The following is a 21,266-nucleotide window of genomic DNA, read 5'->3' on the forward strand; positions in this document are numbered from 1 at the left end:
GGGCTCAAGGGCTGGCAAGGATCAACGAGTGCCTAGGCTCTCGGGAGCGATGCCATAACGTCGATAAAGCGCATCCATTTCACCCATGGCTTTATAGCGCTCCAGCCCCTGCTCGAAAATATCGACATAACGCTGGCTGGACTCTAGCGCAGGGGTGAATGCGACGTAAATCGGCACATCAATCTTGCGACAACCGACTTCAAGCAGGGTATCGGCTTGTCCCTTTTTAGCCAAATAGGCTTGCATGACCCAGCTATTCTCAATAATCGTGTCCACACGACCTTTGCGCAATTTATCAATATTGATAGCCAGCGCCCGATCCCCTGACGCCATCTGCACTCGCGCTGAGTCAGCACGGTAACGCTCAAAATAAGTGTTCAGCTCTGCGCCATAGCTATAACTGTTAATCGCGCCGACTGTGACCTTGGCCAGAGAATCAACCCCTTGAAAACGCCAGCCCAAGCCCTGCTTGGCGTAGAAGCAATTGCGTGAGACGCCCACAGCTGTTTTGCTGAAAATAAAGTCTGGGGCGTCTCTCACGCCAGCGCCAACCAGGGCGTTGGCTTTACCGCGCCGCACCTCATGAACCGCACGCGCCCAATTGGTAACCCGGTACTCAACCTTGATCCCGCGCTCGGCAAAAATATGTTGCACCAACTCTACGAATATCCCTGGCTGCTGTGCATCCTGCGCACAGTTCACGGGACACCAGAGGTCGCCGGTGATAATCAAGGTTTCGTTATCGGCCCCTGCGGCCCAGAGCAGCTGTGCGCAAAAACTTGCAATAAAAGCCAGCCACAAGCGTAGAAAGCGAATCAAAGGTCTGCCTCACAACAAGCCGATCCAGGTTAATTCTCACTGCGTACACGTTTAACCGCATCTAACCAACCGTTGTAAAGCGTATCACGATGGCTATCTGCCATGAGCGGGGTAAAGCATTGCTCACAGTGCCAATGACTGGCAATTGCTTCGAGGTCAGGGTAGATACCGGCTTGCAGGCCCGCAAGGTAAGCGACCCCAAGCGCGGTGGTTTCTGTGACCTTCGGGCGCTCGACCGTGACGCCGAGAATATCGGCCAAAAACTGCATGACCCAATTATTTTCAACCATGCCGCCATCAACCCGCAGCGCACTGGGTGCGGCAGCACCGTCCTGACGCATGGCCTCGAGTAAATCCAGGGTTTGATAGCAAACCGACTGCAAGCCTGCGGTGACGATTTCCTTGATCCCTGTATCGCGGGTCAGCCCAAAGATGGCGCCCCGTGCTTTGGGGTCCCAATATGGCGCCCCCAACCCCGTAAAGGCCGGCACTAGATATACGCCGCACGCATCACCGGTTTGCACGGCCATGGCTTCACTGTCACGCGCATGATTGATCAGCTTGATACCATCACGCAGCCACTGAACAGCTGCGCCAGCCACAAAAATACTGCCTTCGACAGCATAGGTAACCTTGCCATTAAGACGATAACCCACTGTGGTCAACAGACGGTTCTGCGAGGTAACCGGCGTATCACCGGTATTCTGGATCATGAAACAACCGGTGCCGTAGGTGCTTTTAACCATGCCCGGCTGAAAACACGCCTGCCCCACCAATGCCGCCTGCTGATCACCGGCGATGCCTAAAACAGGAATTGCCGCGCCTAACAGCTCGGGCAAACAACGACCAAAATCCGCTGCCGAATCCATCACCTCAGGCAGCATGCTCTCCGGAATATCAAACAGCTCCAGCAACTCGGCGTCCCATTGCTGAGTATGGATATTGAACATCAAGGTACGCGAGGCGTTGGTTGCATCAGTCTTGTGTGATTGACCGCCGGTCAGGCGCCATAGCAAGAAGCTGTCGACCGTACCAAAGCGCAACTCGCCCCGCTCCGCGCGCTCAAGGGCCCCCGGCACATTTTCCAGAATCCAGCGCAGCTTGGTTGCGGAAAAGTAGGGATCAATCAACAGTCCAGTTTTTGCCGCCACACGCGCTTCGTGCCCGTCTTGCTTGAGCTCTGCACAATAGTCAGCAGTACGCCGATCCTGCCAGACAATGGCGCGATGGATCGGCTCACCACTTTGGGCGTCCCAAACCAAGGTGGTTTCGCGCTGGTTGGTGATACCGATTGCTGCGACTTGGCTAATCTCCAGTCCACTCTGCTCCAGCGCCTCGCGACAGACATCAAGCGTGCTCTGCCACAGCTCCTCGGCATCATGCTCGACCCAGCCATCTTGCGGAAAATACTGTTTGAACTCCTGCTGCGCCCGCGCCACCGGCAAACCCTGATCACTGAATACAATTGCGCGACTGCTCGTCGTGCCTTGGTCGATCGCCAGCAGAAACCGTGACATGTAGGTGTCCTTATTATTGTCGGGCCTTCACAGCTGAAAATGTGTCGGCCAAAGTGAATGAGCGCAGGCTGCAATCCAAGGATGCAGCAAGCTGAAATTACTCGCGGCCAATTGCCGCAAATTGGGCACTTGTATGTTGCGCCAGAACGGCGCCCGCCAACTCAACCTCAAGCCCGCGCCTGCCAGCACTGACATGAATACTTGGAAACTGCTGGGCTGAGGTATCGATAAAGGTACGCAACCGCTTCTTTTGCCCCAACGGGCTGATACCGCCGAGCAAATAACCCGTTGCCCGTTGTGCAGCAACCGGGTCAGCCATATCGGCCTTTTTGACCCCGGCGGCAGCGGCCAGAGCTTTCAAGTCCAGACTACCCGCTACAGGCACCACGGCAACTAAAAGCTCGCCTTTCTCGCTTGCCGCCAACAGTGTCTTGAACACCCGCGCAGGATCAAGATTGAGTTTCTCGGCAGCCTCAAGACCATAGGAAGCCGCTTTGGGATCGTGGCTATAGCTGTGAACCTGAAACTGCGCCTTAGCCTTTTTTAACAGATCGATTGCAGGGGTCATGTTCGTTTGTGAAAATACTCAGACAAAGTCTGATTACCATAGCCGAAAAATTCTTCCTGAGCAGCCTATAATGGCGCAAAAAAGGACTCGACCATGACTCTTCCACCGCGCCAGCAAGACATTCTTACTCTCGCCCGCGAACGCGGATACGTCAGCATCGAGGAACTTGCCCAGGCATTCGCGGTGACCCCGCAAACTATCCGTCGCGACATCAACCAACTTGCAAAGCAAGGCTTGCTACGTCGCACCCATGGCGGCGCAGCCTGTGAAAGCTCCAGCACGCAAAATACCGCCTACACCATGCGCGCCGGGCAAATGCGCGAAGAGAAACTGCGCATTGCCGAAGCCATCGCGGCACAGATACCTGATCACGCTTCGTTGTTTATCAATATAGGCACCACCACAGAAGCCATTGCTCGCGCCTTGCAGAACCACAAAGGTTTGAAAATCATCACCAACAACCTGCATGTAGCGGCGCAGTTGAGTAGCAAGGCTGACTTTGAAGTTCTGGTAGCTGGCGGAACAGTGCGCTCCGACGGCGGGATTGTGGGGCAAACCGCGGTCGATTTCATCGAGCAGTTCAAAGTCGATTTTGCCTTGGTTGGCATCAGCGGGATTGATGAAGACGGCAGCCTGCTCGACTTTGACTATCAAGAAGTGCGGGTCTCCCAGGCCATCATCAGCAATGCACGCCAGGTATTGTTGGCCGCTGACTCAAATAAATTCGGGCGTAACGCTGTGGTGCGCCTGGGGCCGATCAACCTGGTTGATCAGGTATTTACCGATGCAGCGCCGAGCCCGGCAATCTGTCGGCTTTTGCGCGAAGCCAAGATTCAGCTCAACCTGGTCTAGGCACCAACTATTGCCGACTCTGGCGCAGCTCACTGCGCGATTGAGCACCCAAACCAAGCACGCTTTCGTGGATAAAGAGTGGTTCCGGCTGGCGAATCCAGATTTATTCAACTAGCATATGTTCGGAAGTGAACATCAATAGTTCAATTCCGATCTCTTGTGAGTGTCAGTATGCCCAATCACAGCAGCCACAGCGCACCCATTGCCGAGGTTTACGATATTGCAATCGTTGGCGGCGGCATTAACGGAGTCGGCATTGCAACCGATGCAGCTGGACGCGGCTTGTCGGTATTCCTCTGCGAACGCGATGATCTGGCCGAACACACCTCCTCAGCCAGCAGTAAACTCATACATGGCGGCCTGCGCTACCTTGAACACTATGAGTTCCGCCTGGTGCGAGAAGCATTGGCTGAGCGCGAAGTATTGCTGGCCAAGGCACCCCATATCATCAAGCCCATGCGGTTTCTCCTACCGCACCGCCCCCATTTGCGGCCGGCCTGGATGATCCGTGCGGGCCTGTTTCTCTACGACCACCTTGGCAAGCGCGAAAAGCTACCCGCCTCAAACGGCGTGCGCTTTGCCGCTAATGGGCCGTTGCAAGCGCAAATCACCCGTGGTTTTGAATACTCGGATTGCTGGGTCGACGATGCCCGGCTGGTAGTGCTTAACGCCATGGCGGCCCGTGAAAGCGGCGCACACATCCATACTCAAACCCGCTGCACCAGTGCCCGACGCAGCAAAGGTTTATGGCACATTCATCTTGAGCGTAGCGATGGCAGCCTGTTTTCAATTCGCGCCCGTGCACTGGTCAATGCCGCCGGCCCTTGGGTGGCGAAGTTTATTCGCGACGATCTCAAGCAAGAATCACCCTACGGGGTTCGCCTGATTCAAGGCAGTCACATCATAGTGCCGCGCCGGTTCGAAGGTGAGCAGGCGTATATCCTGCAGAACGAAGACCAACGCGTGGTGTTTGCGATCCCCTACCTTGATCAGTTCACCATGATTGGCACCACTGATCGTGAATACAAGGGCGACCCTCGCGCCGTGGCGATCACTGAAGAAGAGACTGATTACCTGCTCAATGTATTCAACGCGCACTTTCGCCAGCCGCTTGCACGCGAAGACATTTTGCACAGTTTCTCTGGAGTCAGACCGTTGTGTGACGACGAGTCTGCTGAGCCATCAGCCGTCACCCGCGACTACACCTTGTCTCTTTCAGGGCATCCCGGTGAAGCCCCCTTGCTTTCAATATTTGGCGGCAAGCTGACCACCTACCGCAAACTGGCCGAGTCCGCACTGAAGCTGCTGGCCAGCCACTTCCCGCAAATGGGACCAAGCTGGACCGCGACCAGTTTATTACCCGGCGCCGAGGATTTTGAAAGCCAAAGCGTCTTGGTCGAAGCGCTCAGCGCACGCTTCAGTTGGTTGCCGAGCACTTTGGTTCGACGCTGGGCGACCACTTACGGCAACCGCAGTTGGCTGTTGTTGAACGGGGTAAACACGCTGCAAGACTTGGGTGAGCACTTTGGGGCGCAATTGTATGCGCGAGAAGTCGAGTATCTGTGCACCGAGGAATGGGCAACGGCGCCAGCCGACATTCTTTGGCGCCGCACCAAGCTGGGTCTGTTCATGAGCGCAGCAGAACAACTACGCCTGGGCCAGTACTTGCGAGAACGCCATGGCTCGGCGCCGGAACCAGCAGCTCAGGACTCGGCACTGGCTCACTGATTCACCTGCTGCAAACCCGTGCCATTTGCTAAATCACGGCGGACAAACTGCGCCTTGTCCGCCTGCCAATCACCCTCGAATAGCCCGCAAACTACAGCTGGGCGATATGAGTATCAGTACGATGCTCTATCAAATACGGCAACACCGCGGCGAGCAACGGCTGTTTAAACGCAGCCTGAAAACGATGAGCCAAACCGGGAATCAGCTTTAATTGACTGCCACGAATATGGGCCGCCAGATGTACACCGTGCATTACCGGCAATAGCGGGTCTGCCGTGCCATGCACCACCAACGTCGGAACCCTTAAACGATTGAGCAGTTCTACGCGGCTGGGTTCGGCCAGAATAGCCGCGATCTGCCGCTCAACGCCCTGCGGATTGAATGCGCGATCGTAGGAAACCTGCGCTTCGTGCAACAACTCCTGGCGATCATCCTTCACCTCGGGGCTGCCCAAGGCGGCGAGTAGATCCGCTTGCTGCTCCAGCGCCACAGCCCTGTTGGGCGCTTCACGGCGACCCAACAACGCCAGCAACTTAGGGCTCGGCGCTGGTAACCCTTCGGCCCCTGAACTGCTCATGATCAGCGTCAGGCTTTGCACCCGCTGCGGCGCGAGATCCGCCAGGTGCTGGGCAATCATGCCGCCCATGCTTGCGCCCAAGACATGAAAGCGCTCAATCCCCAACGCATCCATCAACCCGAGGGAGTCACGGGCCATATCCGTCAGGCTGTAAGGCGCCGACACACTGATGCCGATCCGGTAGCGCAGCGCTTGGATCGTCAGGTTTACCGGCGCCTCGGGCTGGTGCCAGCGGCTCAAACCGACATCGCGATTGTCGAAGCGAATCACCCGGAACCCTTGTTCACACAAGGATTGCACAACCTCATCCGGCCAGTGGATCAGTTGACCACCCAACCCCATCACCAGCAATAACGCAGGATCGCGCTCACGGCCAACACTTTGATAGGCAAGGCTCAGCTCGCCCACATCGGCAAATTGTGTAGCGGATGTCAGGTCGCAACGGACCGCAGAAAAAGACGACACACTGAATAACAGCGCGGCGATAAATAAAAACGCACGCATAAAAACACCAAAACGCAGAACCCCATTAAGGTGCGAGTTTGATGATATTTATGCTTTCGCGCTGCCACAGAACCATGACAATTTGATGAACCCTGCTCAGTGGTCGTTTTGCCTGCAACCTGGAGCAGCGGTTGATTACTCATGCGTAAGAGCCTGCCAGCAGCGTTCGCACCTTGCATGCGCGCGCTGCTGGCAGGTTGTTGCCTTAAGCCTGTTGCGTACGCAACTGACGGGCTGCCGCGACCATGTTCACCAATGCGGCTTCAGTCTCTGCCCAGCCGCGGGTTTTCAAACCGCAGTCAGGGTTAACCCAAAGTCGTTCAGCGGGAATGCGCTGCACAGCCTTGGTCATCAACTTGATGATTTCACTGGTTTGCGGCACCCGCGGTGAGTGGATGTCGTAGACGCCGGGGCCAATGTCATTGGGGTAGTCGAAGGCTTCAAACGCATCGAGCAGCTCCATGTCCGAACGCGAAGTCTCAATGGTGATGACATCGGCATCCATCGCCGCAATTGACTCAATCACATCGTTAAATTCGCTGTAGCACATATGTGTATGGATCTGGGTTTGGTCTTGTACACCTGATGCACATAAGCGAAACGCTTCGGTTGCCCAATCGAGATAACCCTGCCAAGCCGCTTTGCGCAACGGCAGGCCTTCGCGAAAAGCCGCTTCGTCGATCTGGATAATCTTGATGCCGGCCTTTTCCAGGTCAACCACTTCATCACGAATCGCCAGCGCCAACTGCCGCGCCTGAACTTCTCGACTGACGTCCTCACGCGGGAAGGACCACATCAGCATGGTCACCGGCCCAGTCAGCATGCCTTTCATGACTTTGCTGGTAAGGCTCTGCGCATAACGAATCCATTCGACCGTCATGGCTTTGGGTCGGCTCAGGTCACCAAAGATCACTGCCGGTTTCACACAGCGTGAACCATAGCTCTGCACCCAGCCATAACGGGTGAAGGCGTAGCCATCGAGCTGCTCGGCGAAATACTCGACCATGTCATTGCGCTCTGCCTCGCCGTGCACCAGCACATCCAGGCCAAGGTCTTCTTGCACTTCGACTGCATGGCGAATTTCACTGAACATTGCCTCGGTGTATTCAGCAGATGACAACTTGCCTTGCTTGAATGACTGACGCGCCAGACGAATAGAGGCGGTCTGCGGGAACGAACCAATGGTGGTTGTCGGGAACACTGGCAGCTGCAACCGCTGGCGCTGCAGATCAATTCGCTTAGCAAAGGCCGATGTACGCTGGCTGTCTGCCCCAGTCACCGCACGCAACCGCGCTTGCACCTCAGGCTTGTGAATACGCTTGGACTGCTCACGGCTGAGCTGAACTTGTGCGCTCTGGGCCAATGCGGCCTTGACCTCTGTTGACTCCGGGTCGTTCAACGCCTTGCTCAACAGTGCAATCTCCGAGCACTTTTGCACGGCAAATGACAGCCAGCTTTTAAGTTCGGTATCCAGCCCATCTTCACGCTGCAGATCAACCGGACTATGCAGCAGCGAGCATGAACCCGCGACCCAAAGGTTGTCGCCAAAGCGAAGCTGCGCCTGCTTCAGCGCCTGCAATGCTGCATTCAGGTCACAACGCCAGACATTGCGCCCATTAACCACGCCCAGTGACAGCACCTTGTAGCTTGGCAGGCGATCAATCAGCAGCGGCAGTTGCTCAGGCGCACGCACCCAATCGACATGCAGCCCATCGACCGGCAAAGTAACGGCCAGACCGAGATTGTCTTCAAGACCACTGAAGTAGGTGGCAACCAGTTTTTTCAGCGGCGCATGCTGGAGCAAGTGATAAGCGCGCTCAAAGGCGTTTTTCCAATCCTGCGGCAGGTCCAGGCCAAGAATGGGTTCGTCAATTTGCACCCACTCAACATCCATGGCAGCCAGACGACCGAGAATTTCACCGTAGAGCGGCAGCAGGCGCTCAAGCAAATCCAGCTTGTCGAATTCATCGCCCTTGGCCTTGCCCAGCCACAAATAGGTCAGCGGGCCAATCAATACAGGCTTGACCTTATGCCCCAAGGCCTGGGCCTCGGCGACCTCCTCAAACAACTGCTCCCAGCTCAGCTGGAAGCGCTGATCAGCGCTGAACTCAGGGACCAAGTAGTGATAATTGGTATCGAACCACTTCGTCATCTCTTGCGCATGGGCGCCACCGCAACAGCTTTTGCTCACACCGCGAGCCATGCCAAACAGGGTATCCAAGGTTGGCTGGCCGGACTCAGGGCGAAAACGTTGCGGGATCACACCAAAGGTCAGGGAATGAGTGAGCACTTGGTCGTACCAGGCAAAGTCACCCACTGGCAGCAAGTCGATACCTGCATCCTTTTGCAATTGCCAATGCGTGGCGCGCAGCTCGCGGCCGACGGCACGTAAACCAGCCTCATCCAGCTCGCCTCGCCAATGCGCTTCCAGTGCCTTCTTTAATTCACGGTCGCGACCGATGCGAGGAAAACCGAGGGAATGAGATACAGCCATGATTAAAAACTCCATACAGATGATGGTGTGTATTCTCAACAACCCTGAATCATGAGACAAACTCAACATATTCGTATTGATCTATAGTTTTACTCATGTTCATATAGCGCCACAGCTGATACAGCCCACCCGCCCCATCGCTTTACAGCGCCCGCGACTCAGAGACCGCCATGCTAGAACTTCGCCACCTGAAAACCCTGCACGCACTGCGCGAAAGCGACAGCCTGGTTGATGCTGCAGAACGCTTGCACCTGACTCAATCCGCACTCTCGCATCAATTCAAGGAGCTTGAAGAACGACTGGGCATGCAGCTATTTGTGCGCAAGACCAAGCCTGTACGCTTCACCAGTGCCGGCTTGCGCTTGTTGCAGCTGTCGGATTCGGTGTTGCCGCTGCTGCGCAGCGCCGAGCGTGACCTGTCACGCCTGGCAGGTGGCACTGCCGGCAGATTGCATATGGCGATTGAGTGCCACAGTTGTTTCCAGTGGCTGATGCCGACCATTGACCAGTTCCGCGATGCCTGGCCAGAAGTGGAACTTGACCTGGCCTCTGGTTTTTCTTTTGCGCCCCTGCCTGCCTTGGCCCGCGGCGACCTCGACCTGGTGGTGACCTCGGACCCGATCGAACTGGCAGGCATTACCTACATACCGCTCTTCACCTACGAGGCCATGCTCGCCGTCGCCAACCAGCATGCACTGGCGAACAAGGCGTTTATCGTCGCAGAAGATTTAGAACAGGAAACGCTGATCACCTACCCTGTGGAGCGTGATCGCCTGGATATTTTCACCCGCTTTCTGGAACCCGCCGACATCGAACCGGCACAGGTACGTACCTCCGAACTGACGGTCATGATGATGCAGCTGGTCGCCAGCGGCCGGGGCGTCTGCGGTCTGCCAAACTGGGCGCTGCACGAGTACAGCTCGCGCGGTTATGTCACTGCCAAGCGACTTGGAGAAAAGGGATTGCTGGCCACACTCTATGCAGGGATTCGCACCGACATGCTCGATGCGCCATTTATGCGCGACTTCTTGCTGACCGCCAAGGACACCTCATTCGCCAACCTTGAAGGTGTCAGCGTCGCCCGTTAAACAGTGCCTGGCCCTTCAGTGCAGCGCTAGGCGTGTGCGCGCAATAACAGCAGCATCGACGCAGGCTGGATCTGCTGCGGGTGTTTGGGTTCCTGCAACCACTGCAACTGCCAACCCGCCTCAGCCAGCAGTGCGAGCCAGGATTGCAAGGTGCGAAAGAACCACGGCATGGGCTGGGTGAACTCACCGGCAAAATCACTGAACGGCTCAACCCGCCAACCATCAGCATAGGGCTGGCTGGCGCTGGCCTGCCAAGGATGCAGGGTCTGGATGAGTAGATACCCGGCGTCCGTCACACGGGCTCGCATGGCCTTGAGGCCGGGTAAAAGAGCCTCATCAAGCAAGGCGAAATTGCACACCAACAAGTCAAACTGGCCCAATGCCTGGCCCGCTTCGACGAGTTGATCATAGCCAAACTCATGATAACGTTGCGGGGCAGGGTCGGCTGCGCGAGCCTGCAAGATCAGTGGTCGCGAAGCATCGACACCCAGCACGTCATAACCTTTTGCCGCCAATGCCCGGCATAGCCAACCCTCGCCGCAACCGACATCAAGTACACGCCTGGGCGCACATTGATCTATGGCGCCAAGTATTGCGGCATCGGTCACCAAGCGACGGCTCGCCAGGCGTTGCTCACGCACAACCCTGGTCCACGCCTCGGCATTGGCTTGCCAACTGCGCATCAGTTGCCTGGGTTTATCAACTGACATTTCGGCCTCGCTTGTCGCTCTTGGTTGGCTTTTAAGGTATCTCTTGGCCCTAGAACCTTGCGCCTGAACCTACACTTTACTCAAGCAGCGGCTACCATCAAATATAGTGCTTGCTCGTCCATGGCCGAGCCTCGTGCGGTGGTAATATCTGCGCCTACGGATGAACCATACGCATGTAGGGAAATCGAAAACTGACCAAAGGTCTTTTTCCTTTAACACTCATTGACTATGGTTTGCTGTCAGTCACCGCTGCTGAAACAACCAGCACAGGGCCACATACATGGAGCTAGACGTGCCACCACTCGACCCACAAAAGCGCCTTGCCGCGCGCAATGCCACCTTGACTCACGAAGACGCACTGAACTGCATGGTTTATCGCCCGGATGAGCAAGACCCTGATGCTGAAGAAATTGACCTTGGCGATGCCAAGATCCTCTTCACCGGCCTATTTGAAGCGCCAGCGGACTGGGATGAGCAGGAGCGGGAAGAGTTTTTTGGTGATACCAACCCTGAGCTATTCATGACTGCGTTCATCGAATGCGAGTCCAAGCCCGAGTCAGCGCAGTTCTTCACGGTAGAAGGCAACGACTACGTCGCGACCATGCCCAACCCGGGTGAAGTGGTGATGTTCTATGTGCTCGACTACAGCGAAGATGACAACGGCCGTGAATACATTGTGGTGCGCGACGACGAGCCCATGAGCTAACACTCCCCGCCTCCCGATGAGCCCGCGCATTGCCGCGGCTCATCCAACCTGCTTAAGCAACCTCCGCGCCGATCAGTTATTGCGTTGCGCCTTGATATAAAGCGCCTCTACTTTCTCCCGCGCCCACGGCGTCTTGCGCAAGAAAGTCAGGCTCGACTTGATACTCGGGTCACTTTTAAAGCAACGAATATCAATACGCTGCGCCAGTCCATCCCACCCGTAGGTCGCAACCAACTGAGTGAGAATCGCCTCAAGCGTAATGCCGTGCAGCGGATTTTTTGCGGTTTGAGTCATGCCAAGCCTATGCCAGCTAATAGGTTAAGAAGCGCACCATAGCCAAGCTCAGGTGCTAACGGAAGGAATAAGATCTGATCACCTTGACAGCGGTGACTGCATTGCTCGTTTTCGGCAAAAAAAACCGGCCCATGCATAACATGCATGGGCCGGTTCTGTGCTGCTCAACGCGGGCTATCAGGCAGCGTTGTATTCTTTTTCAGCGTCAGCAAAGCGCTTCTGCATGGTTGCAGATGGCTCTTTATCCAGCAGGCTGAAGACCACAATGGCCAGCGTTGCGAGGATGAAGCCAGGAATGATTTCGTACAGACCCAGACCGATGTAGTTCTTCCACACGATCACGGTAATAGCACCAACCAGCATGCCAGCCAGCGCGCCGTTACGGGTCATACGGGCCCACATGACAGACAGCAGTACCACTGGACCGAATGCCGCGCCGAAACCAGCCCAGGCATAGGACACCAGGCCCAATACGCGGTTTTCTGGATCAGCAGCGAGCAAGATTGCAACCAAGGCAATCAGCAATACCATGCCACGACCAACCCAAACCAGCTCGGTTTGCGAAGCATCTTTGCGCAGGAAGGCTTTGTAGAAGTCTTCTGTCAGGGCGCTCGAGCAGACCAACAGCTGGCAGCTCAAGGTGCTCATGACGGCAGCCAGAATAGCTGACAACAGAATGCCTGCGATCCATGGGTTGAATAGCAATTTGGCCAATTCGATGAAGACCCGCTCAGGGTTTTCAGTCACTGGACCTGCAACCTCAGGATGCGCCGCGAAGTAAGCGATACCGAAGAAACCAACCGACACGGTACCGATCAGGCAAAGAATCATCCAGGCCATGGAGATGCGACGTGCTGTAGGAATGGTTTTAACCGAGTCTGCCGCCATGAAACGCGCCAGGATGTGTGGTTGACCGAAATAGCCCAGGCCCCACGCCATCAGCGAAATCACACCAATAAAGGTTGCGCCTTTGAACATGTCAAAGTTGGTGGCGTCTTGCATCTCGATTGCAGCGAATGTTGTATCCACGCCGCCGGTGGCGATCATCACAACCACTGGCGTCAGGATCAAAGCGAAGATCATCAGCGTTGCTTGTACGGTGTCAGTCCAACTGACAGCCAGGAAGCCGCCGATAAAGGTATAGGCGATGGTTGCCGCAGCGCCGGCCCAGAGTGCAGTCTCGTAAGACATGCCAAAGGTGCTTTCAAACAGACGCGCGCCAGCTACTACGCCCGATGCGCAATAGATGGTGAAGAACACCAGGATCACCAGCGCAGAGAAGATCCGCAGCACGCGGCTATTGTCTTCGAAGCGGTTGGTGAAGTAATCAGGCAGGGTCAGGGCATTACCGTTGTGCTCGGTCTGAACCCGCAGGCGACCTGCAACAAACAACCAGTTCAGGTATGCACCGATTACCAGGCCAATGGCAATCCAACCTTCAGATAAGCCTGACAAGTAAACGGCGCCCGGCAAGCCCATCAGCAACCAGCCGCTCATATCCGATGCACCTGCGGACAAGGCAGTTACATAGCTGCCGAGGCTACGCCCCCCGAGGATGTAGTCGGATAGGTTTTTGGTACGCAGATAGGCAAATAAGCCGATCCCGATCATCAAAGCAATGTACACCACAAAGGTGACAAGCATGGGTGTGTTCGCAGTCATTGGGGTGTTCCCCTCTCGTTTGTTGTTATGGCAGCACGGGGTTGACCCATGCCCTGTATGGCAAACAGCGTTCGCGTGTAGCGCCCGCACCTAACAAAGCGGATACCTTGTCTATACCCTGCGGCCGGAAAACCCAGCTCAGCGTAATATCAGAACAACCGGCCCCTCTTTAAAGATTGAGCAATTAGCCCGCAAGTCACTCAATCTACTTCAGGCTCAATTGAGCCCTCAATAAAACAACGGGCGAGGCCCGAAGGCGCCCGCCCGTTAAAACTGCCTAAATCTCGTCGCCCAATGATAGCAGCGACGCATTGCCTCCGACTGCGGTGGTGTTCACCGAAGTCGTGCGCTCGTTAACAAAGCGCAGCAAGTAGCTTGGTCCACCGGCTTTTGGACCGGTACCGGATAAGCCACAACCACCGAAGGGTTGTACCCCCACCACAGCGCCAATCTGGTTGCGGTTGATGTACAGGTTACCGACGCGGGCCAGTGCTTCAATGCGCGCGGCAGTTTCTTCGTTGCGGCTGTGCACCCCAAGGGTCAAACCGTAACCGGTGCCGTTGATCGCGCCGACTACCGCTTCCAGCTCGCTGGCCTGATAGCGCACCAGGTGCAGAATCGGGCCAAAGTTTTCTTTTTCCAACTCGTTGATGCCGCTGATTTCAAACGCAACAGGCGCCACAAAATGCCCATCAAGATCAGCAGGCATCTGTGTTTCAGCGATCAACTTGCCTTCGCCTTTGAGCTTCGCGATGTGCGCATCTAGACCGGCCTTGGCTTCAGCGTCGATCACCGGGCCAATGTCATTGGCCCGCAAGTGTGTAGGACCAACTTTGAGCTCAGCCATCGCGCCCTTGAGCAACTCAACCACGCGGTCGGCGATATCTGCCTGCACATAGAGCACACGCAGGGCCGAGCAACGTTGCCCCGCGCTGGTAAAGGCCGATTGCACGGCATCTTTGACCACTTGCTCGGGCAGTGCTGTCGAGTCAACAATCATCGCGTTCTGGCCGCCGGTTTCAGCGATCAAGGCAGCGATTGGACCTTGTTTTTCAGCCAATTGACGATTGATGATTCGCGCGGTATCGGTCGAGCCAGTGAAGCACACACCTGATACACGGGCATCGCGGCAGAACACGCCGCCCAATGTCGCGCCATCGCCTGGCAGGAAGGCAATCACATCTTTCGGCAAGCCCGCTTCAAACATCAGCTCCAAAGCGCGTGCAGCAATCAGGCTGGTCTGCTCGGCAGGTTTTGCCAGCACACAGTTACCGGCAACCAGCGCTGCAGCGATCTGGCCCAGGTATATAGCCAGGGGGAAGTTCCAGGGGCTGACGCAGACAAAAATACCGCGGCCTTCATGAAACAGTTCATTGCGCTCGCCGGTAGGGCCTTGCAGCTCTTCACGACCCAGGCGCAGGCGCGCTTGCTGGGCGTAGTAGCGGCAGAAATCAACAGCCTCACGGACTTCATCAATACCGTCTTGCAGGCTCTTACCGGCTTCCAACGTACACATTGCCATCAGCTCTGCACGGTGCTTTTCCAGCAGGTCCGCCAGGCGCTCAAAGATGCTCGCGCGGTCGTCGATAGCAGTGGCATTCCAACGCGGCCAAGCGGCGCTCAATACATCCAGCGCTTGGGCGGCTTGAGCGGCGGTCGCGAACTCAGCGCTGCCAACCACTTTGTTCAACTCATAAGGGCAGTGCACCGCTTGCGCAGTACCGGCAAGTTTTTCACCATTGATAACCGGCGCTGCATGCCATTGGCGATTCAGGTGAGGCTGATAGGCACTGTTCAATTCTGCCCAGGAGTGCTCGATATTCATGTTGATGCCTTGGGAGTTTTTCCGAGCAGCACCAAACAGTGCAGGCGGAAGTGGAATTTTCTCATTGCTGAGCGATTTGAACTTGCGCAACTGCGTCACTGGATGATCCAGAAGTGACTCAATCGGCGTGCTAGGGTCAACCAATTGATGCACAAACGAGGAGTTCGCACCGTTTTCCAGCAGACGGCGGACCAGATACGGCAGCAGGTCTTTGTGTGCGCCAACCGGTGCGTAGATGCGCACATTGGTGGCGTGCTTTTCCAACACAGTGTCATACAAGGCATCGCCCATACCGTGCAGGCGCTGGAACTCAAAATCACGCGGCTGCGGCAGCTCGGCGGCCATGGTCAGAATGCAGCTGACCGTGTGCGCGTTGTGGCTGGCGAACTGCGGATAGATCACGCCACGGGTGAACTCGGATAACAGGAAGCGGGCGCAGGCCAGATAAGAACTGTCGGTGCCTTCTTTACGGGTAAATACCGGAAAACCATCCAGCCCCTGCACATGGCACTGTTTGATTTCGCTGTCCCAATACGCACCTTTCACCAGGCGCAGTGGCATCTTCTCGCCTAGCTCTTTACCCAGCAACGTCAGCCACACCAACACTGGCAAGCAACGCTTGGAGTACGCCTGAATGACCAGACCAACTTCGCCCCAGCCGCTGATTGCCGGGTCACGCAGAAGTTTTTCATAAAGTTCGAGCGACAGTTCGAGGCGGTCCGCTTCTTCAGCATCGATCGAGATGCCAACGTTCAACTTACGGGCCCGTACACACAGCTCGCGCACGTTAGCAAACAATTCAATCAGCACGCGCTCGCGCTGCGCCACTTCATAACGCGGGTGCAGCGCCGACAGCTTGATTGAAACCGACGGACGCGGGCCTTTACCAACTTGCGGCTCAGCACCAACGGTATCAATCGCCTGGCGGTAGTCGGCCATGTATTTGTTGGCGTCTTCAGCAGTCAGCGCTGCTTCGCCCAACATATCAAAGGAATAGCTGTAACCTTTTTCGCGCTCCGGGCGACCATTTTTCAGTGCTTCGCTGATGGTGCGGCCGAGTACGAACTGCTTGCCCATGAGTTTCATGGCCTGGTTCATCGCCGCGCGGATAACCGGTTCACCGGAGCGCTTGATCAGCTTGCCCAATACGTTTTTCGGACGACCGTCTGCAGTTTCCGGGTCAACCACCTTGCCGGTCATGACCAGGCCCCAGGCAGCAAAGTTGACCAGAACGCTGTCACTCTTGCCCAGGTGGCGTTCCCACTCGGCGGCGCTGAGCTTGTCGCGAATCAGCGCATCGGCGGTGACCGCATCAGGCACACGCAGCAAAGCCTCGGCCAGGCACATGAGCATCAGCCCTTCCTGGGTGTCGAGGCTGTACTGACGAAGAAGTGCGTCGAGGGTATCGACGGCATTGTCCCGGCTACGCACATGCTCGATCAATGTGCGGGCATTCTGGCGGATAGCCTCAATGCCGGCTTCACCGGGGTCGGCGAGCTGCAATAGCTCAGTAAGATAGGCTGCCTCGTCAACGCTGTAGTTAGCGCTGATGACAGGGAAAAAATCGGCGGCCTTGGCGGCAGAGATCCGGGTTAGGAACTCGTCCTGCAAGACGTGACTGGCTTTAAACATCACGCCCATCCTCTTCTGGAGACTGTTGTTGTAAGCGTCTATACATTGCATAGGGTGCAGGTGCGTTGCCCGGACGACAAAACTCGAGGCAACTCAACTAGACGCAACTGGATGACTGAATTTAGTGGCAGAGTGATTACAGCTTCTTACTAAAACCTCTGGAGTTTTTGCAGAAAGCTATGAGGCGGGGAACTAATTTCAGGGCGTTTTTTTCAACCAGAACACCCAAAAAACAACTAGAGCGCCCGAACTAGAAGGTGCAAGAACCCTTAATCCGGCTAAATCCTGTCCTTATTGACAAAACCTTCTGCGCCGCACTGCTTGAGCATTGAGCGGCGCGAGACGCATTCTGTTTTGGGCGCGAATGACGGTTAGGAGCGACGCATGCCGATGTGCTCGATACCGTCTTCCAGATAGACTTCACTGCAAGCCACAAAGTCATAACGCCCGTAATAACCTTGTAAATGTGCTTGCGCCGATAAATATATCGGCACCTGTGGCCAGCGCTTGGCGCAGGCATCCAGTGCGTACGCCAGTAGTTCATGACCCAGGCCAGTGCCACGCGCTGATGGATCGGTGACCACGCGACCAATCACCACCTGGCCGTCATGGTGCGCGGGGTCAAGCAAGCGCAGATAGGCAACCAGCGTATCGCCCTGCCAGGCCAGCACGTGGGCGGTGTCGTCCCGCATGTCGTGACCATCGATATCATTGTAGACACAATTCTGCTCGACCACGAAAACCGCACTGCGCAGCCTCAATGCGGCGTACAGTTCAGCGACGCTCAGCTCGTGGTGGTGCTTGGTTTGCCAGATAATGGGCGAAAACTGGGTCAAGACAAACTCCTGGACGTGGCCTGGTCTGATAGGGTGTTGAACGCGTGGGACTAGCAGCCGCCTAGGTAGAGCTGCGCATACGTTTTGGGGTCAACCCCATGTATCGACGCATTGCTGTAGTCAGGGCGCTTTGTGAAGAGAATCCGCACTCCTCGGCGATTCGAATCAGCGGCAAGTTGCTTTCTCGCAGTAAACGCGCGGCTTGGTCCAGGCGGCTTTTAAGCAGGTATTGATGCGGGGTAAGGCCTACGCTGTCTTTGAACTGCGCATGAAAGTGGCTTGGGCTCAGGCAAACGGTCTGGGCCAGCTCGGCAACGCTAATGCGCCGCGACAGGTGCTCAACGATATAGCGATCCAAACGCTCCAGGTTGAGTGCACCGCTGACCTGACGCCGCTGCTCACCAAACAGGCGCAGATGCAAGGCGCGCAACAAAACGCCACCCAACGAGCGAGCCAGAATCGGATCGCTGCCGTAGCGCTCAAGCTCCGCACCGGCATAGCTGAGCAAGTGCTGGAAATCTGCATCCAGTTGCGGGTAGCGCGGTGTTTCGAACAGATGCGTCAATAACTCCAGATCTTCGCTGGTGGTGTCCTGCTCATCAAGGTCGATGATCAACATGCGGTTGTCGCCCATGCCCGCAAACTGGTGATCGGCATCGCCAGGGACCAGACAAGCGCGCATCCGACAGACCTCTCCGCCACTGCCATTGACTTCGAATTCTGCACGACCAGACAACGACAGCACCAACTGATGGTGATCGTGGGTGTGTTCGTGGGCTTTATCATCGAGGCGGATTAGGCGGGCATTGAGCATCGCGAGACGGCGTCCGAAGAGTGATGGCGCATTTTACCTTCTAAACTGCCAAAACAGCAGCGTCGACGACAAATGGACAGGCAGTGACGTTGGGTCGCAGGCAATTGATGATTGAAAACCCCAAGTTCCCCCCCATGTTTATGTCATAGCCCAACTGCAGGTGCAGCATGAACGAAGATAACGATATCGTCGTAGAACCAGAAAATAAGGATGATCAACGTCTGGCGCTGCCTAATCAGCAACTGCCTGACAAGCTTTATGTGATTCCGATTCACAACCGCCCGCTCTTCCCTGCCCAAGTGTTGCCGATCATCGTCAACCCCGAGCCTTGGAGCTCGACCTTGCAGCGGGTCAGCGATACGCCGCACAAAAGCATGGCGCTGTTCTTTGTGGATAATCCTCCTGCGGATGGAACAGCCCTTGACCCTGATGACTTGCCCGAGCACGGCACTTTGGTGCGCGTGCTCAATGCCTCCGAAGAAGGTGGCAAGTTGCAGTTTGTTGCCCAAGGCCTGACCCGCGTGCGCATTCGCGGCTGGTTAAGCCGCAAGCCGCCGTACCTGGCCGAGGTTGAATACCCGAAAACCCTGCTTGAGTCGCGCGACGAAATCAAAGCCTATGGCATGGCACTGATCAATGCGATCAAGGAACTGCTGCCGCTCAACCCACTTTATAGCGAAGAGCTGAAGAACTACCTCAACCGCTTCAGCCCCAACGACCCATCGCCGCTGACCGACTTTGCCGCCGCCTTGACCACAGTCCCCGGTCATGAACTGCAAGAAGTCCTCGACACAGTACCAATGCTCAAGCGCATGGAGAAAGTGTTGCCACTGCTGCGCAAAGAGGTTGAAGTTGCACGCCTGCAAGGCGAGCTGTCGGCAGAGGTCAACCGCAAAATATCCGAGCATCAACGCGAGTTCTTCCTCAAGGAACAGCTGAAAATCATCCAGCAGGAACTAGGCCTGAGCAAAGATGATCGCAGCGCCGATATCGAGCAGTTCGAGCAGCGCCTGGAAGGTAAAACCCTGTCCGAGCACGCCCGCAAGCGCATCGATGAAGAGCTTGGCAAGTTGGCGATACTTGAAACCGGCTCCCCTGAATATGCCGTCACTCGCAATTACCTGGATTGGGCAACGGCGCTGCCATGGGGCGTGTTTGGCGAAGACAAGCTTGATCTCAAACACTCGCGCAAAGTGCTCGACAAGCATCACTCGGGCATGGACGACATTAAATCGCGGATCACCGAATTCCTCGCTGTAGGTGCATTCAAAGGCGAAATCGCCGGTTCCATCGTGCTGCTTGTCGGCCCTCCCGGGGTGGGTAAAACCAGTATCGGCAAATCAATTGCCGAGTCTTTGGGCCGCCCTTTTTATCGTTTCAGCGTTGGCGGCATGCGCGACGAGGCAGAGATCAAGGGCCATCGCCGTACCTATATTGGCGCCCTGCCCGGCAAGCTGGTGCAAGCGCTGAAAGAAGTCGAAGTGATGAACCCGGTAATCATGCTCGATGAAATCGACAAGATGGGTAGCAGCTTTCAAGGCGACCCAGCCTCGGCCCTACTTGAAACCCTCGACCCGGAGCAGAATGTCGAGTTTCTCGACCACTACCTTGACTTGCGCATAGACCTGTCGAAAGTCTTGTTCATCTGTACCGCGAACACCCTCGACTCGATTCCGGGGCCGCTGCTCGATCGCATGGAGATTATTCGTCTTTCCGGCTACATCACCGAAGAAAAGCTGGCGATTGCTAAAAATCACCTGTGGCCAAAACAGTTGGAAAAAGCCGGGGTACCGAAAAAACACCTGAGCATTACGGATGCAGCGCTGCGTGGCGTCATTGAAGGCTACGCCCGTGAAGCCGGTGTGCGTCAGCTCGAAAAGCAGTTGGGCAAGCTGGTGCGCAAGGCGGTCGTGCAATTGCTGGACGCACCTGACACGCCGGTAAAAATCGGCCACAAGGACCTTGAGCGCTATCTCGGCATTGCGGTTTTCCGCAATGAGCGGGTGCTCTCCGGCAAGGGCGTTATTACCGGCCTTGCATGGACCAGCATGGGCGGCGCCACGCTACCAATCGAAGCCACACGAATTCATACCTTGAATCGCGGCTTCAAACTCACAGGCCAGTTGGGCGAGGTGATGAAGGAATCCGCTGAAATCGCCTACAGCTATATCAGCTCCAACGTGAAAAAATTTGGTGGCGACAGCAGCTTCTTCGACCAGGCGTTTATTCACCTTCACGTCCCCGAAGGCGCGACCCCGAAAGACGGCCCGAGTGCTGGCGTGACCATGGCCAGTGCGCTGCTTTCGCTGGCGCGTAACCAGGTGCCGAAAAAAGGTGTGGCCATGACCGGCGAACTGACGCTAACCGGGCAAGTACTGCCCATTGGTGGGGTTCGCGAGAAAGTGATTGCTGCGCGTCGGCAGAAAATCCATGAACTGATCCTGCCAGATGCCAACAGAGGTTCGTATGAAGAGTTGCCGGATTACTTGAAAGAAGGTATCACCGTGCACTTCGCCAAACGCTATAGCGATGTAGCCAAGGTGCTGCTTGAGTAAAGCTACGCACGAACAAAGGCTCAAGGGCGGGTCACCCCTTGAGCCTTTGTCATCAGGGCGATGCTGTTTTTCAATGTGTTCAGGC

At 56.0% G+C, this 21,266-nt stretch carries 16 protein-coding genes; 5 read left to right on the forward strand and 11 right to left on the reverse strand.

What is annotated here, in order from left to right; all coding sequences use genetic code 11:
• Positions 1-21: 21 nt before the first annotated feature.
• The 3 genes from AACY26_RS13560 to ybaK form a co-directional block, all read right to left on the reverse strand.
• Positions 22-819, reverse strand: a complete 798-nt coding sequence (locus AACY26_RS13560; protein ID WP_339514858.1) for a substrate-binding periplasmic protein — start codon at positions 817-819, stop codon at positions 22-24.
• 29 nt (positions 820-848) lie between these two features.
• Positions 849-2,336, reverse strand: coding sequence for a glycerol kinase GlpK (gene glpK / locus AACY26_RS13565; protein ID WP_339514859.1), 1,488 nt, complete (start codon positions 2,334-2,336; stop codon positions 849-851).
• A gap of 97 nt (positions 2,337-2,433) precedes the next feature.
• A complete protein-coding gene (gene ybaK / locus AACY26_RS13570; RefSeq protein WP_339514861.1) occupies positions 2,434-2,904 on the reverse strand; it encodes a Cys-tRNA(Pro) deacylase in 471 nt (156 codons plus the stop codon).
• 93 nt (positions 2,905-2,997) lie between these two features.
• On the opposite strand from ybaK, the gene AACY26_RS13575 reads away from it, so the two are divergent.
• Entirely contained in the window at positions 2,998-3,756 is a 759-nt protein-coding gene (locus tag AACY26_RS13575) for a DeoR/GlpR family DNA-binding transcription regulator (RefSeq protein ID WP_339514863.1), read from the forward strand.
• Positions 3,757-3,927: 171 nt separating this feature from the next.
• Positions 3,928-5,484, forward strand: a complete 1,557-nt coding sequence (gene glpD / locus AACY26_RS13580; protein WP_339514865.1) for a glycerol-3-phosphate dehydrogenase — start codon at positions 3,928-3,930, stop codon at positions 5,482-5,484.
• 91 nt (positions 5,485-5,575) lie between these two features.
• On the opposite strand, the gene AACY26_RS13585 is transcribed toward glpD, so the two are convergent.
• The gene (locus AACY26_RS13585) at positions 5,576-6,565 is read right to left on the reverse strand and encodes an alpha/beta fold hydrolase (protein WP_339514867.1); all 990 of its coding nucleotides are present in this window, start codon (positions 6,563-6,565) and stop codon (positions 5,576-5,578) included.
• Between the two features lie 205 nt (positions 6,566-6,770).
• Positions 6,771-9,059 carry a 5-methyltetrahydropteroyltriglutamate--homocysteine S-methyltransferase gene (gene metE, locus AACY26_RS13590; RefSeq protein WP_339514869.1) on the reverse strand — a complete coding sequence of 763 codons (2,289 nt, stop codon included), beginning with the start codon at positions 9,057-9,059 and terminating at the stop codon, positions 6,771-6,773.
• Positions 9,060-9,229: 170 nt separating this feature from the next.
• Between metE and metR the strand changes: the two genes are divergently transcribed.
• Complete coding sequence (metR, locus tag AACY26_RS13595) at positions 9,230-10,147, forward strand: transcriptional regulator MetR (protein WP_339514871.1); 918 nt, start codon at positions 9,230-9,232, stop codon at positions 10,145-10,147.
• A gap of 26 nt (positions 10,148-10,173) precedes the next feature.
• On the opposite strand, the gene AACY26_RS13600 is transcribed toward metR, so the two are convergent.
• Complete coding sequence (locus tag AACY26_RS13600; RefSeq protein WP_339514873.1) at positions 10,174-10,857, reverse strand: class I SAM-dependent methyltransferase; 684 nt, start codon at positions 10,855-10,857, stop codon at positions 10,174-10,176.
• A 280-nt stretch (positions 10,858-11,137) separates the two neighbouring features.
• On the opposite strand from AACY26_RS13600, the gene AACY26_RS13605 reads away from it, so the two are divergent.
• A complete protein-coding gene (locus tag AACY26_RS13605; RefSeq protein ID WP_445261301.1) occupies positions 11,138-11,563 on the forward strand; it encodes a hypothetical protein in 426 nt (141 codons plus the stop codon).
• Between the two features lie 72 nt (positions 11,564-11,635).
• Here AACY26_RS13605 and AACY26_RS13610 read toward each other — a convergent pair whose 3' ends face one another.
• The 5 genes from AACY26_RS13610 to AACY26_RS13630 all read right to left on the reverse strand — a co-directional run bounded on the left by AACY26_RS13610 (position 11,636) and on the right by AACY26_RS13630 (position 18,626).
• The gene (locus AACY26_RS13610) at positions 11,636-11,857 is read right to left on the reverse strand and encodes a VF530 family protein (protein WP_339514877.1); all 222 of its coding nucleotides are present in this window, start codon (positions 11,855-11,857) and stop codon (positions 11,636-11,638) included.
• Positions 11,858-12,034: 177 nt separating this feature from the next.
• Positions 12,035-13,519 carry a sodium/proline symporter PutP gene (gene putP / locus AACY26_RS13615; protein ID WP_339514879.1) on the reverse strand — a complete coding sequence of 495 codons (1,485 nt, stop codon included), beginning with the start codon at positions 13,517-13,519 and terminating at the stop codon, positions 12,035-12,037.
• Between the two features lie 277 nt (positions 13,520-13,796).
• Positions 13,797-16,976, reverse strand: a complete 3,180-nt coding sequence (gene putA, locus AACY26_RS13620; RefSeq protein WP_339514881.1) for a bifunctional proline dehydrogenase/L-glutamate gamma-semialdehyde dehydrogenase PutA — start codon at positions 16,974-16,976, stop codon at positions 13,797-13,799.
• A 371-nt stretch (positions 16,977-17,347) separates the two neighbouring features.
• Positions 17,348-17,812, reverse strand: coding sequence for a GNAT family N-acetyltransferase (locus AACY26_RS13625; protein ID WP_339514883.1), 465 nt, complete (start codon positions 17,810-17,812; stop codon positions 17,348-17,350).
• A gap of 61 nt (positions 17,813-17,873) precedes the next feature.
• Positions 17,874-18,626 (reverse strand): AraC family transcriptional regulator, encoded by a 753-nt coding sequence (locus tag AACY26_RS13630; RefSeq protein WP_339514885.1) that lies wholly within the window; start codon positions 18,624-18,626, stop codon positions 17,874-17,876.
• Positions 18,627-18,793: 167 nt separating this feature from the next.
• Here AACY26_RS13630 and lon point away from each other — a divergent pair, with 167 nt between their 5' ends.
• Positions 18,794-21,181, forward strand: coding sequence for an endopeptidase La (gene lon, locus AACY26_RS13635; protein ID WP_339514887.1), 2,388 nt, complete (start codon positions 18,794-18,796; stop codon positions 21,179-21,181).
• Positions 21,182-21,266 lie beyond the last annotated feature (85 nt).

Source organism: Pseudomonas sp. RL_15y_Pfl2_60, assembly GCF_963970595.1.
In the GTDB taxonomy this organism is placed as follows: Bacteria; Pseudomonadota; Gammaproteobacteria; order Pseudomonadales; family Pseudomonadaceae; genus Aquipseudomonas.